The sequence below is a fragment of the Pseudomonas sp. LD120 genome, from assembly GCF_009861525.1.
Classification (GTDB): Bacteria; Pseudomonadota; Gammaproteobacteria; order Pseudomonadales; family Pseudomonadaceae; genus Aquipseudomonas.
On sequence record NZ_WVHL01000002.1, the window covers coordinates 56,213 to 71,224 of the forward strand.

Sequence of the window (15,012 nt, forward strand, 5' to 3'; positions counted from 1 at the left end):
CCAGGCCCTACTCGCGTCACGCACCCGTGGGCGTCATAACAAAGGATGAGTCGTAATGGTTCGCTGCAAACCACCGGTTAACCCCCATGGCCTGAATAACCAGGCGCCGATTCTGCGGCTCAAGCCGCTGGCCCACGCCATTGCCTTGCTGATGATGGCCGGCAGTGCCCAGGGCGCCACGGCGTTCAGTTCCGGCTGGTTTGCCGACAAGGGCGCGTCCCAGGCCGCCACCGCCGCGCGGACCAGCGGTCAGGTGCCGGGCATTCCGTCGTTGTCCCAGCAGACCCGGGCCAACCGGCAGTTGCAGCGCTCGCTTGGCAATCTCAATGCCAGCGTCGCCGCTATCGCCGCCCAGCAAGCGGCCCAGGCGGCGGCGCGTCAGGCGGCCTTCGGTACGTTAAGCAACGTTCCCGACGGCCTCGGCCAGGGCGGGCTCAAGGTCGACAACAGCCTGACCCAGGGCTGGATCAACGCCAAGGGGCCGGTGCAGAGCCAGTCCGGCGGCAAGACCACGGTGACCATCGAGCAGACTGCCGACAAGGCCATCCTCAATTGGGAGACCTTCAACGTCGGGCGCAACACCACCGTCGACTTCCAGCAGCAGTCCAACTGGGCACTGCTGAACAAGGTCAACGACCCCAACGGTCGGCCCAGCGAGATCCAGGGCCAGATCAAGGGCGCCGGCACGGTGATGATCATGAACCGCAACGGGGTGATCTTTACCGGCACCAGCCAGGTCAATGTGCGCAACCTGGTGGCCGCCGCGGCCACCATCAGCGACGAGCAGTTCACCCAGCGCGGTCTGTATGTGGACGCCAACGGCACCCAGCCGACCTTCGTCGATGCCCTGGGCAAGGTTCAGGTGCAGCGCGGTGCGTTGATCCAGACCCATGCCCCGGCCAAGTCCACCGATGCCGGTGGCTATGCCTTGCTCCTGGGGGCGGAGGTGGAAAACGCCGGCACCATCGTGACCGCCAAGGGCCAGGCCACCTTGGCCGCCGGCGACAGTTTCTACATCCGCCGCGGCGTGGGCACCGATGGCAACCAGCGCTCGACGACACGCGGCAATGAAGTGGCCACCTCGCTCAAGCCCGGCAGCAGCGCCGGCTCGGTCAGCAACAGCGGTTTGATCATGGCGTCCACCGGCGACATCACCCTGACCGGGCACCAGGTGGCGCAGAACGGTGTGGCCTTGGCCAGTACCTCGGTGGACACCCGCGGCACCATCCACTTGCTCAACGCCGCCAGCGACAGCACCGGCAGCGTGACCCTGGGGCAGGGCAGCACCACTGCGATTGTGCTGGACAGCAGTGGCAGCACCGCCCTGGACAGCCAGCGCAACAACGGCCTGATCAACCTCGACGGCACCCCGACCAACCTGATTACCGGGCAGTTCAATAACCTCAGCAGCGTGGCCGACCGCACCGATCAGTCGCGGGTGGAGATCGTCAGTGGCGGCACTGTGGACTTCCAGAACGGCTCCATCACCCTGGCCACCGGTGGCCAGGTGGCGGTCAGCGCCGGGCAGCGCAGCCTGGTGCGCGACGGCGCGGTGATCGATGTGGCCGGCGCCGTCGGGGTCAAGGTGGCGATGGAGTCCAACACCATCAAGATCAACGTTCAGGGCAACGAGCAGCGCGACTCGGCGGGCAATCGCGACAGCGGCCAGTTGATCAACAACGACGTCTGGGTCGACCTGCGCGAGCTGGTGTTTGTCCCGGCCGGCACCAACGGCTACGCCACCGACCGCTGGTACACCGCCGGCGGCTTGCTGGAAGTGGGCGGCTACCTGGGCACCCAGGGCCACAATATCGGCGAATGGATGGCCCAGGGCGGCACATTGACCTTCACCGGCCAGGAGGTGGTGACCCAGTCCGGCGCCCAGTTGAACCTGTCCGGCGGCACGGTCGATGTGCAGGCCGGCTACATCCAGCAAACCTGGCTCAAGGGCGTCGACGGGCGTCTGTACGAGTTGTCCCGGGCCCCGGGGGATTTGCTCTACACCGGTATCTACAAGGGCTACGTGGACAGCAGTCCGCGTTGGGGCCGCACCGATTACTACTACAACCCGCTGATCGCCCAGCAGCGCCGCTACGAGGCCGGCTACACCGTCGGCCGCGATGCCGGCAAGCTGGTGATCGGCACCGGCAATGCGGTACTCGAAGGCCAACTGGTCAGCGAAGTGTTCAAGGGCGAGCGCCAGACCCAGGCGCCCAACGTCAACCTCGACGGCTACCAGCAATCGCACAAGGCCGCGGCCCAGCGCGCGCAACTGATCATTGGCAACTACACGCCGATCTACAACAAGAGCAGTGGCACGTTGCGCTATGCCCTGAGCCCGACCGTGGACAACGTGCTGATCGAGGCCAACCAGCAGCAGATCGCCGACGGCCTGGACCTCGCCACAGCCTTGCCGGCCAATCGCCAGGGCCAACTGGTGCTCGACAGCGACACACTCAATGGCTTCCAGCTGGGGGCTATCAAGGTCGGCGCCAAGCAGCAGATCCAGGTCAACGGCGCGCTGCAGGTGGCCGACGGCGGCGACATCACCCTGTTCGGGCCGCAGGTGCAACTCAACGCCAACCTGACCGCCCATGGCGGCAGCATCAACGCCGGCAACGTGCTGAAGCAGGTGGATGTGAACCGCAACTTCGTGGTCGGCGATGTGATCCTCGCACCTACCGCTGGGGCCCAGGCCCGGGTCGATGTGGCCGACGGGGTCAAGCTGGATGTCAGCGGCCGTTGGAACAACTTGGCCTTGAATCCGGCGGACAGCAGTGGGCTGGCCTTTATCAACGGCGGCAAGTTGTCGTTGCGCAGCAGTGGCGACCTCAACCTGGGCAACGGCACCCTGGTGGATGCCAGCTCCGGGGCCAGCCTCGGCTACGACGGCAAGGCCACGGGCGGCAAGGGCGGCGACGTGACCCTGGCGGCCGATGGCCAACTCGACCTCAAGGGCGTACTGCGCGGCTATGGGGTCAATGGCGGTGGCACCCTGGCCTTGCAAGCGCACAAGGTAGTGATCGGTGCCAGCAACCCGGGCCCCGAGGCCGGCACCCTGCAACTGGCGGGGGACTTCTTCAACAAGGGCTTCGGCGCCTACGACATCACCGGTAACGAAGGCCTGACGGTGGCCGACGGCGCCCAGGTCGAGGTTCAGATGCCGGTCTACCGCGTCGGCGCCCAGGCCGGCAACAGCGCCACCGGCAGCGATTCGTCCAGCGTGCTGCAGACCTGGCTGCCGGAGCTGTACCAGCAGGATGCGCTCAAGGGTGTTTTGACCCAGCGCCGTGGCGCCGGGTTGACCTTGAGCGCCGGCAATCAGTACTCCACGGCCGCGCAGTTGGCCAGCACCGCATTGAACGTGGGCCAGGGCGCGGTGATCAGTGTCGACCCGGGGCAGGCCATCAACCTGCGTAGCGTCGGTCAACTGACGATGAACGGCACCCTCAATGCCTGGGGCGGCAGCGTCAGCCTCGGCGGGCTGACGGTGGCCAGTTCCGAAGCGGCCAATGCCGCCGGCCACGGGCGCTCGATCTGGGTCGGCGAGCAGGCGCTGATCGATGTCGCGGCGCGGGCAGTGAGCGCGGTGGACAACCGCGGGCGCCGCTACGGTCAGGTGCACAGCGGCGGCAAGATTGCCATCGGTGGCGAGATCGACCTGGCCACTGGCATCGCCAAGGCCAGCGACCTGTTTGTGGTGGTGCGTGACGGCGCGCGCCTGGAGGCTTCCGGGACCCAGGCGGCCCTGGACATTCCCGGCCAGGGCCGGGTGCAGGTGGCCAGCAATGGCGGCAGCATCAACTTCGCCTCCAACAACGGCCTGTACCTGGACGGCAGCTTCGTCGCCCGGGCCGGTGGCGCCGGGGCGGCGGGGGGCCGTTTGTCCCTGGCCCTGGAAAGCCCGTACTACATCAAGAACGCGGTCAACGACCGGGTGCTCAAGGCCCGGGAGTTGGTGATCAGCCAGGTCCACCAGGGCAGCACGCTGCCGGGCAGCGCCGATGCCGCGGCCGCCAGCTTGGAATACGGCCATGGGCGTCTGGGTGTGGATCAAGTCACCGCCGGCGGTTTCGACAATCTGGCGCTGCTGAGCAACGGTTTGTTGAGCTTTGACGGCGATGTGTCGCTGAACCTGGGCCAGAGCCTGCGCCTGTACAGCGGCGCGCTGAACCTGAGCGACAGCGCCGCGGCCAATACCCGGGTCAATCTGTCGGCGCCGTACCTGCTGCTGGCGGGCATTCTCGCGCCGTTGGAGGCCAAGGATCAGTACCTGCGGCCGGTGTCCACCGGCACACCGTCGCAACGGGCCACTCAGGGGCAATTCAATGCCAGCGGCAATCTGATCGACGTACGCGGCAACGTGGTGTTCGGCAGCGAGGGCAGCCTGCGCCAGGCCGATAACAGCCAGGTGACGGTCGAGCGTCGTGGTTTCGACCATGTGCAGTTGAGCAGCCAGGGCGATCTGCGTTTTCTGGCCGGCGCCGACGCGAATGTTATCGCCCAAGGCATCAGCACCCAACTGCTGACCCAGGGCGACATGACCCTGCGGGCGGCGCAGTTGTATCCGGCGACCGAGGTCGGGGCCCGGGTGATTGCCGGCTACCTGGGCAATCTCACCGGTACCGACCTTGACTTCGACCCGGCGCGGACCCTGACGATTGGCCGCGCCGGCAACTATGACGCGGCCGTGCCGTACTCGGCCTTCGGCCGCCTGCAATTGGGCGCGGCCACCATCAAGCAGGGTGGGGTGCTGCGCGCGCCCCTGGGGCTGATCGAGATCGGTAACCAGGGGGCCAGCCAGGTGGAGTTGCTGCCTGGCAGCCTGACTTCGGTGAGTGGCAAGGGCTTGGTGTTGCCTTATGGCGGCACGGTCGATGGTCAGGTCTACCAGTACAACGGCAAGACCGTGACCTTCGTTGGCCAGGGGGCACGGGTCAACGGCAACAGCGATCTGAGCATCGGTGTGATCCTGGGCGGCAAGTCCGTGGCGGTCCGCGCCGAGGCCACGGTGGATCTGTCCGGCGGTGGCGAGCTACTGGGGGCTGGCTTCATCTCCGGGCGCGGCGGCTCCACCGATGCTCGCTACAGTCCGCTGGTGCAGATAGGCAGCAATGGCCAACTGATTCTCCCAGGCCTTGCGAGCAACCCGATCTACGCCATCGTCCCCGGTGTGCAGCCGGGCTATGCGCCGGTCGCCCCAGAGGGCGGTGCAGTGGACCCATTGATAGGCCAACAAGTCACCATCGGCGCCGGCGTGCCGGGGTTGGCAGCCGGCACCTACACCCTGATGCCCTCCACCTATGCGCTGATGCCCGGGGCGTTTCGCGTGGAGATCAACGGTTTGGCGGGGCTCGCGAGCGAAGGCGCGACCCAGCTGCTGCGCAATGGCTCCTGGTCCACCGCTGGGCGCTTGTCGGTGGCCCATACCGGGATCAGCAACAACGTAGCCAGCCAGTTGATTCTGACCTCGGCCGACACCTTGCGCCGCTACTCGCAGTACAACGAAACCGGTTATGCGCCATTTGCCAAGGCCGATGCGGCCCGGCTTGGCGTACCCCGGCCCCTGCTCGCGGCGGACGCCAAGACCCTGAAGCTGGCGCTGCGCGAAGGGGCGGGCAGCGATGCGTTTTCCTTTGAGGGCATTGGCCGCTTCAAGGCCGCCGCCGGCGGATACGCAGGCACCGTCACGGTGATGAGTCCTGGCGACACCAACACGGAGGTGGTGGCGGCCGGCAAGGCGGCCACCGACGGCTTCCAGGGGGTGACCCTGCATGCCGACAGCCTCAATGCCCTGGGTGCCGCACGCCTGGTCATCGGTGGCTTGAGCGCTGTCGCTTATGGCCAGGGTGGCAACTACGTCACCTTTGATGAGGGCAACTACCTGACCCGGGGCGCGATCACCCTGCGCGCCGGGGCGAACCTGGCCGCGCCTGAGGTGTTTCTGGTGACCGGAGGTGGGGCAATCCAGGTGGAGCAGGGGGCCTCGATCAACACCATCGGCCAGGGTCAGGCCAGCTACGACGCGAGGGATGGTTTTGTCTACAAAGCGGCCAATATGGTCGCCGTCTCCAACGGTTTGCTGAATGTGATCAATGTGCCTTCAGCGGGTGCCAAGGTCAGTGATGGCATTCAAGTGGGGGGGTGCAGCGGCGCCCCGTGCAGCGGACAGGCTGCGCTGTACTCCGAAGGCAGCATCGTCGCCTTGACCGACAGTACCTTCGAACTGGGTGAGCAGGTGCGCTACGGCACGCGCCATCTGAACCTGGGCCTGAACGCAATCAATGTCGGCAGCACCGAGGCGCTGGCGGCGGCGGCGGCGAGCAATCGCCTGCCGGCGGGGATGACCCTGAACCAGCCAACGCTAGAGCGTCTGCTGCGCGGTGACACTCAGTTTGGCGCCCCGGCCCTGGAAACCCTGCAACTCTCGGCCCGGGACAGCTTCAACTTCTACGGCAGCGCCAGCCTGGACACCTATGACCCGGTGACCGGCAAGTCGCTGCTGAACAACCTGATGCTGTCCACCCCGGCGATCTATGGTGCAGGCGGCGCCAATGACGTGGCCAGCATCCACACCGCCCACCTGATCTGGCAGGGCGCTGAAACCCCGGCCGGGGCGGTGGTGGCCGGTGGGATCGGCAGCGGCAGCGGACGTCTGGATATCAATGCCGAGCGTATCGAGTTCGGCTACGGCGCCTTCGCCCAGCCCAGCACCACCCAGCGCTTCGATCGGCTGGCCCTGGGCTTTGCCGACGTCAACCTCAATGCCAGCCAGCGCATCACCGCCAACCACAAGGGCAGCCTTTCGGTGTACCAGAGTCAGGGCGCCTATGACCCGCAGAAGGGCTTTGCCTACAGCGGCGGCAACCTGAACATCCTGACCCCGCTGATGACTGGCGCAGCCGGCTCGGTGAACCGCATCAGCGCTGGTGGCGTGATCGATATCGGCGCTTCGGCCGGGCCCCGCGGCGAGGTCGATGGCCAGGGCGCGGCGCTGTCCTTGCAAGGCGACAGTATTCGTCTGGCCAGCGCCGTGGTGCTGCCCAGCGGCAAGCTGACCCTTGAGGCCCGTGGCGATGTGCAACTGACCGATGCGGCATTGATTGACGTGGCCGGGCGTGCCGTCGCTTTCAACGACCTGACGCGCTATGGCGCAGGGGGTGAGGTGTTGCTAGAAAGCCACGCTGGCCATGTGCTGCAAGCGGCGGGCTCGACCATCGATCTGTCGGCACAGCACAACCAGGCCGGCAAGCTGCGGGCGGTGGCGGTGGACAGCGCGGCCGGGCGGGTGGAGCTGGCGGGCAAGATCCTCGGCAGCAGCAGCGGCGATTACGATGCCGGCGGCATCCGGGTGCCTTACCTGGGGGGCGCGGTGGAGATCCAGGCCCAGTACCTGGGTGTCAGCGGCACTCTGGACGAACAGTTCGCGGCGCTAAACCAGCGGCTCAACCAGGGGCAGGTATACGGCGCGCGCAGCTTCCAGCTCAAACAGGGTGACTTGACCATCGGCAACGGGGTCAAGGCCAACAGCGTCAACGTCTCGCTGGACAACGGCAGCTTGCGGGTCAATGGCCTGGTGGATGCCAGCGGTGAGCGGGTCGGCAGCATCAACCTGGCCGCCAGGCACGGCCTGACGCTGGACGGCAGCGCGGTGTTGGATGCCCATGGCCGCCAGTTGCGGGTCGACAGTTACGGCCAGATCATCGATTCGCCCAACCGCGCCACCGTGGTGCTCGGTTCCGGCCTGGGTCGGTTGACCCTGGCCGACGGCGCGCGCATTGACCTGCGCCATGGCACCGATGTGGCCCAAGGCAGCGGCGCCGGGCAGAACGATGGCCGCAATCGCGGCACCCTGGCGTTGAACGCGCCACGGCTGATCCAGGCCGATGGCAGCAGCGACGATATCGATATCGATGCCCGTGGCGGCTTGCAGATCCAGGGCGCACGCTCGATCGCGGTCAACGGCATGATCAGCTATGACGATGCGCCACTGAAAAATGACAGCACCGCCAGCGGCCGACCGTACCAGGCAATCACCCAGGCTTACCTGGACCAGAAACATCAGCTGAGCACGGCCTTTATCAACGCCGCGCTGCAAAACAACGACCTGTTGCAGAACAAACTGGCCGGTCTGAACAACGCCACCTATGCCGACGCCTTGCACTTGCGCCCTGGCGTGGAGATCGTCAGCAAGACCGCCGACGGCGACCTGGTGGTGCAGGGCGACCTGGACCTGTCCGGCTATCGCTACGCCAGCCTCAACCCGCATAGCCAGAAAACGTCGGTATATGGCTCCGGCGAGGTCGGCAGCCTGACCCTGCGGGCCGGTGGCGACTTGAACATCTACGGCAGTATCAATGACGGTTTTGCGCCGCCGCCGTCCACCGTGGACGACAAGGGCTGGGTGCTGTTGTCGGGCGTGGACTTCACCGGCGGTCACCTCATCGTGCCGGGCACTGGGGTGACCCTGGCCGATGGCACGCGGTTCCCCAGCGGCACCACCCTCAACTACGACTTGCCGCTCAAGGGCCTGACCCTGGTGGCGGGCACCCGTTTGCCGGTGACGGTGCAGCTCGAACAGAGCCTGACCTTGCCGGCGGGCAGCGTGCTGGCCGCCGCCGTGCGCGATGCCCAGGGCAACCTGCTGTTCGCCGCCGGGACCCTGCTCAGCGAGGCTCGGACCCTGGATGCCGGTACCCGGCTGGAGGCCGGCAACTTGCTCGGCCAGAACATCCAAGTCACGGCCATGACCTGGCCTAAGGGCGTGGCGTTGCCCAACGTGGTGGGCGCGCTGTTGCTCGACGGCAGCAAGGCGCTGCCCCTGGGCGCGCTGATTCCTGCCGGCACCGACGTCAAGCTGCCGGGGGGTGTCGAGTCGATGCAACTGCGGCCGGAAGTGGCCGGGCGCCAGGGCTCGCAGTGGGCCCTTGCACCGATGCTCGCCGAGGGCTCGCAATCCTGGTCCCTGCGTCTGGTGGCCGGGGCCGATACCGAGGCTGCCGACAGCCGTATCCTGCAGGCCAATCCCCGCAGCGGCGACCTGCATCTGGCGGACAGCCACTACGGCATGTTCGCCAAGGAACTGCCTTCCAAGGGGGTGTTTACCTGGACCGCCAAGGTGGTCGAGGACTTGGCCGCCAATGGGGTGATCGTCCAGGAAGGTGACCCGGTGGATCAGCAGGTCCTCGACGACCTGGAACTGGGCAGCATTGCCGAGTTCTGTGGCAATACCCCGGAATATTGCGCCATGAAGAGCACTTACGTCTGGACGCAGGAGGCTGTGGACGAACTGGCCATGGCCGGCATTGAGGTGACCTTGGGGGCGGTGATCGAGGAGCAGTTCATCCAGGACCTGGGTCTGCCTTCGGTAGAGGCCATGTGCAGCGAGTCGCCCAACTTCTGCCTGGCGCAGAGCGCCAAGGAGTATGAAGCGACGCCTTCGAGCCGCCGCTTCAGCGTGATCCGCACCGGCACGGGCGACCTGGAACTGCTCAGCGCCGGCAACCTGAGCATGGATTCGCTGTACGGGGTCTATACCGCCGGGACCTCATCGACCGCCACCCCCGCTGGCGATCCTTACAACCAACCCCGGGGCCTGGGCAGCGGCAGCACCGTGCTCAACGACCCGGGCAGTTATTTCGAGTCGTTCGTCGATGGCAGCAGCACCAGCCTGTATCGCGCCTGGTACCCGGAAGGCGGTGGCGACCTGCGGGTCGATGTCGGTGGTGACCTGACCGGCAATATCACCAGCATGGCAAGCAACAGCCTTACCTGGCCCAACCCCAAGGACAACGGCTTGGACTCGGCCGAGGTGGGCAACTGGCTGTGGCGCCAGGGCAGCGCCGATGTGGCCACTGGCGGCACGGTCCAGCCCACGGCCTGGTGGATCAACTTTGGCACCTATGTGGCGGGCGCCGCCGACAAGATGGTGGGCTTCACCGGCTTCGGCACCTTGGGCGGCGGTGATCTGGATCTGACGGTCGGTGGCGATGCCGGGGTGCTCAAGCGCCTGTCCGCGGCCGCCGATGCGGCTTCGGTCAGCCCGCGCAGCGAGGGCCTGGTGCTGGCGGTGGGCAGTACCGGTCGGGTGGCCAGCGATGGCAGCCTGCAACTGACCGGCGGGGGCGATATGCGGGTGCATATTGCCGGGGCCTTGAACCCGGCCAGCGAGCAGAGCAACGATCATCGCAGCGGCATGCTGGTCAACCTGCGCGGCAACGCCCAGTTGCAGAGCGCCTCCCAGGGCAGCATCGGCCTGCTCTATGGCGGCACCGCCGCCGACCACAACCCGAGCGAGACTCGGGCCTTCGATCCGTCGCGCGCCACCCGTGGCCTGGCCCAGGGCGGCCTGACCCTGGTGCCGGGGGATGCCACCTACCAGTTGCAAAGCCTGGGTGACCTGGTGCTGCAGAACGTCGAGGACCCGGGACGGGTCAAGCAGTTCAACGGCGCGCTCTTCAGCCGTGGCAGCGAGCAGGGCAGTGGCCAGAGTTGGTTCACCCTGTGGACCGATCACACGGCTGTCGATGTGATGTCCCAGGGGGGGAACCTGACGCCTTTTACCACGTCCTCCAGTGCGACGGACCTGGCGGTGGTCTATCCGTCGATCCTGCGGGCGGTGGCTGCCAGCGGCAGCCTGTACTACGGCAAGGCCGCGGCACCGCAGCGCGACGACGTCAATTATCGCTACCCGCTGGTGTTGGCTCCCGGTGCTGACGGGCAGTTGCAGTTCCTCGCCCAAGATTCGGTCTACGCCGGTGGTTTTACGGTCAGCCAGTCGGGTGCGGCAGGGGCGGCGATGGCCACGCCATGGCACCCGGCCTTTGTCGGGCGCATCGGCGGCGCCGTGGTGGCCAGCAACCTGTCGATCAATGGCTCCCCGGCCAACACCGTCACCTTGCCACTGTTTGCCTTTGGTTCCGGCAGTGTCTCCGCCGTGCTGGACGAGGCCGTGGACCCGGCGCGCTTCTATGCCGTGAGCGGCGACCTGATCGGCGTCAACAGTGGCCGGATCATCCGTTTTGGCAGCGCGCCTTCTCAGTTGCACTCCGGGCAGACCTGGTACGAGGCCAGCCGCCCGGTGTGGATGATGGCCGGGCGCGACATCGTCAGCAGCGGCAGCATCGTTGGCGTCGGCGACCCCGGTGATGGTTCAACCTCGCGGGGCAATCTGTTCGTGCACAACCACCCCAGCGATATTTCCCTGGTCAGTGCCGGACGCGACATTCTTTACAGCAGCTTCAACGTTGCCGGCCCCGGCACCCTGGAACTGACGGCGGGGCGCAACATCCTCATGGAGGACAAGGTCAGCGTCACCAGCATCGGCGCGGTGGTCCCGGGGGGCAGCCGTCCTGGCGCGAGCATCGTGATGCAGGCCGGGGCCGGCGCCAGCGGCCCGGATTACCGGCGCTTCGTCGCCGCCTACCTGGACCCCGCCAATCAGGCCCAGCCCGGCGAAAGCCTGTCGGGCACCAAGGTGGCCAAGACCTACGAGGCCGAACTGGGGAACTGGCTGGCCGAACGCTTCGGTTTTGTCGGCGACAGTGCCCAGGCCCGGGCCTACTACGCCGCGTTACCGGCCGCACAGCAGCGGGTATTTGCCCGAGACGTGTATTTTGCCGAACTCAAGGCCGCCGGCCGCGAGTACACCCAGGCCGGCGGGATACGCCAGGGAAGCTACGCCCGGGGGCGGGCGGCGATTGCCGGGCTGTTCCCGAGCACCGACGTGGCCGGAAACCCGATCACCTACCAGGGCGACATCACCCTGTTCGGCGCTTCTGGGGTACACACCGACTTCGGCGGCAATATCCAGATGCTGACGCCTGGCGGCAACCAGACCTTTGGCATCGAAGGCACCGCGCCACCCGCGTCGGCCGGGGTCATCACCCAGGGCGCGGGGGACATTCAGTTGTATTCCCTGGGCAGTATTCTGCTGGGTCAGAGTCGGATCATGACCACCTTCGGCGGCTCGGTCATGGGCTGGTCGGCGGTGGGCGACATCAACGCCGGCCGGGGTTCCAAGACCACCGTGGTCTACACCCCGCCCAAGCGCGTCTATGACCACTGGGGCAACGTCAGCCTGTCGCCGGCGGTGCCCAGCACCGGGGCGGGGATCGCCACCCTCAACCCGATTGCCGAAGTGGCGGCCGGCGACATCGACCTGATCGCGCCCCTGGGCACCATCGACGCCGGCGAAGCAGGCATCCGGGTCTCGGGCAATGTCAACATCGCCGCGCTGCGGGTGGTCAACGCGGCGAACATCCAGACCCAGGGCAAGTCCTCCGGAGTGCCGGTGAGCGCCACCGTCAACACCGGCGCCATGACCTCGGCCAGCGCCGCCGGCTCCGCCGCGTCCCAGGCCGCGCAAGACGCCGCCCGCAACCAGCAGGCGGCGGCCAAGCAGGGCCGGGCCTCGATCGTCACCGTGGAAGTGCTGGGCTTTGGCTCCGAACCGGTGCAGCGTCAGCACGAAGAAGCCAGCCGTGCCCCGGGCTACAACCCCGACAGCCCGGTGCAGGTCCTGGGCGCCGGGCCCTTGAGCGACCAGGCCCGGGCGCGCCTGACCGATGAGGAGCGTGGGCAGCTGACACTCTAGGAATCTCTTGCGGTAGCACGCTTGGGGGGGCGATCGTTGATCGCTCCCTTTTTTGTCGCTGTGTCCCGTCCTGAATAAGGTTTACACCTTCTTATCCCTTCTCAGGAGGGAGTCATGAATACGGGAGAAAGACGCAGTCAGCGTGATTACACTGTCCCGTCCTGAATAAGGTTTACACCTGCTGACCCATTCTCAGGAGGGAGTCATGCAAACGGGAGAAAGGCGCTGGCTGGAGAGGGCAGGCCTGAACGGGATGAAAAGCGGCGCGGGTGTGGGTCTGGATCACAGTGCATTCAGATTTCCGGCCGGCGGTCCGGGTGTTCAGGCAATGCTGGGTCGACGGTTGAGGCGCGTCAGTCAAGGTCGCAAGTGTTACGGGAGAGCTTAGAACGGCGCCCGCCGGGGCCCGCAGCCTCGATCAGGCGGCGGGCCCCGGTGCTCCTTGTCACGGGTGACTTTTCGTCTGCTCTATCGCTGAGCACAAGGTGCTTCTCAAAGCCTTGGCGATAGGGTTGGTGGCTGGCTCGCTAGACGGTCGCGATCATGCAGCCGATGGCCCCGGATTGCTGATAGATGACCCAGTCCTTATGGGCGTTGGCGAAGTCTCGCAGCCCACGCTTGGCCGCATCGCTGTAGCCCAGGGCGACGGCCCAGCGCGCGGCTACCGGGTCGGTGTACTGGGTGAGTTTTTCGATGTCTTTCTGAGTCTCCGTCAGGAGTTTGTTGCCGGCATTCGTGGCGCTTTCGACTTTCAGTTCGATGGCGTAGTTTTGGCTGTTATGTTGCGCCAGCACATCCAGGCGCCAAGCCTGGTTGGGGGCCGGGTAGGGCACCTCGCGGGCGGCGGCCACATGGGCCGAGCGCAGCAGGATCAGGAATTCCACCTGAAACCACACTTCCCAGGCGGCACCGGTGCTGATGGCGGCTTCGATGCGCGCGTGGTCGTTGAGGATCAGGTGACTAAGGTCGGTATTTTTCATGGTGCGTTGCTCTTTGTGGGTGAGGGTACAAAGGGGAACGAACCACGCAGGGATGTTGTGAAGGCTCTTGGTCAGGAACCGAGGATGACGGATGACGGGCGATTGGCGGTGGGTGACAGGCGATGAGCGGGTTTGCGGCCCACAAGGAGTGGGCGGCCTGCGCAGAAATGAGCGTGCGTTAGCCCTCAAGCGTGGCCGCGGTATTGGCCTTGTTCAACTGAGCGGCGCCCAGGCAGTAGAACAGTCCCCCGGCGACAATGAACGCCCCCAGCATGTAGAAGATCCAGTGTGCTGGATGGCTCGCCAAAACCATGCCGCAGAGGATCGGGCCCAGGGCGCCGCCGAGGCTGGAGAGGTTCTGCGCGCCGTAATAGAGGCCCCGCAGGGATTCGGGGGCGATCAGGTCGATGAACATGTATTCGGCGGGGAACACGATGATTTCACCGAGGGTGAACAGGGTCATGGAGAGCATCCACAGCGGCAGGCTGGTCGACAGGGCGAATCCGCCGACCCCCAGCAGGAACAGGCTCAAGCCAACCGCCAGCCACTGCTTCAAGTGGCGGGGAGTGATCCTGCGGCCAATGGCGTATTGCAAGGTGATGACCAGCAACGCATTGGTCGCCACCAGGGTGCTGATGGTGCTGTAGGCGACCTCCGCGGATTCGGTGACCACCAGGTATTGGGACAGGTACGCCGAGAACTGGCCAAAGACCACTGCGCTGAGCAGTCCGCCGAGGGTGAAGCAGATCAGGCGATGATCCCGCAGCAGTAGTCGGCCCAGCGCGAGAAAGGCCGGGGGCTGATGGGGACTGGCGCCAGGCGTGAGGTGCCGGGCGCCCTGAGCCAGGTACAGGATAAAGAAACCGCTTCCCAGGGCGCTGGACAGTACAAAGGGCAGGCTGCTGCCTTGCTGGGCCAGCCAGGCGCCGAGCAACGGGCCAACGGCATAGCCGATGTTGGTCAAGGTGTACTTGATCGAAAATACTTCGCTGCGTTCGGCCACCGGTAACTGCTGGGCAAAACCTGCTTTGACCGCGATATCGAACACCGCGTAGGCGAGGTTGATCGACACCAGGCACAGGTAGAACAGCCAGAGACTCTGGGCGGCAAAGGCGCCAATGAAGCCCAGGGTGAAGACTGCGACGCAGGCCAGGATCAGCCGGTAGGTGGCGATCCGATCCACCAGGTAGCCGCCGTAGAGGCTCAACAGCGAGCCGACGATCAGGCTGCTGCCGATCACCAGGCCGATGTCGACGACGCTCAGGGTGAAGTAGGCGGACAGGTAGATCACCAGATAAGGCAGGGTGATCGCCCGCGCCAGGGTCAGGATCAGCGAGCCCGACAGCAACAGCTTGATGGTCTTTGAGTAGTTTTTTAGGGTGCGCAGCATCCATGCCTCGTTGAGCAGTGCAGGTTGAGTCTTGCTTGGGCTATCAG

3 protein-coding genes are annotated in these 15,012 nt (G+C 66.0%); 1 reads left to right on the top strand and 2 read right to left on the bottom strand.

The window, feature by feature from the left end; all coding sequences use genetic code 11:
* The first annotated feature begins 55 nt into the window (after positions 1 to 55).
* Positions 56 to 12,595, top strand: a complete 12,540-nt coding sequence (locus PLD_RS03385; RefSeq protein WP_159889837.1) for a filamentous haemagglutinin family protein — start codon at positions 56 to 58, stop codon at positions 12,593 to 12,595.
* A 527-nt stretch (positions 12,596 to 13,122) separates the two neighbouring features.
* On the opposite strand, the gene PLD_RS03390 is transcribed toward PLD_RS03385, so the two are convergent.
* On the bottom strand, positions 13,123 to 13,575 hold the full coding sequence (locus tag PLD_RS03390; protein ID WP_159889839.1) for a hypothetical protein: 453 nt from the start codon (positions 13,573 to 13,575) through the stop codon (positions 13,123 to 13,125).
* Positions 13,576 to 13,753: 178 nt separating this feature from the next.
* The gene (locus tag PLD_RS03395; RefSeq protein WP_159889841.1) at positions 13,754 to 14,965 is read right to left on the bottom strand and encodes an MFS transporter; all 1,212 of its coding nucleotides are present in this window, start codon (positions 14,963 to 14,965) and stop codon (positions 13,754 to 13,756) included.
* Positions 14,966 to 15,012 lie beyond the last annotated feature (47 nt).

Excerpts from the sequence above, each read along its gene's own strand:
- PLD_RS03385 (WP_159889837.1), top strand. The coding sequence starts at position 56 with ATGGTTCGCTGCAAACCACCGGTTAACCCCCATGGCCTGAATAACCAG.
- PLD_RS03390 (WP_159889839.1), bottom strand. The coding sequence starts at position 13,575 with ATGAAAAATACCGACCTTAGTCACCTGATCCTCAACGACCACGCGCGC.
- PLD_RS03395 (WP_159889841.1), bottom strand. The coding sequence starts at position 14,965 with ATGCTGCGCACCCTAAAAAACTACTCAAAGACCATCAAGCTGTTGCTG.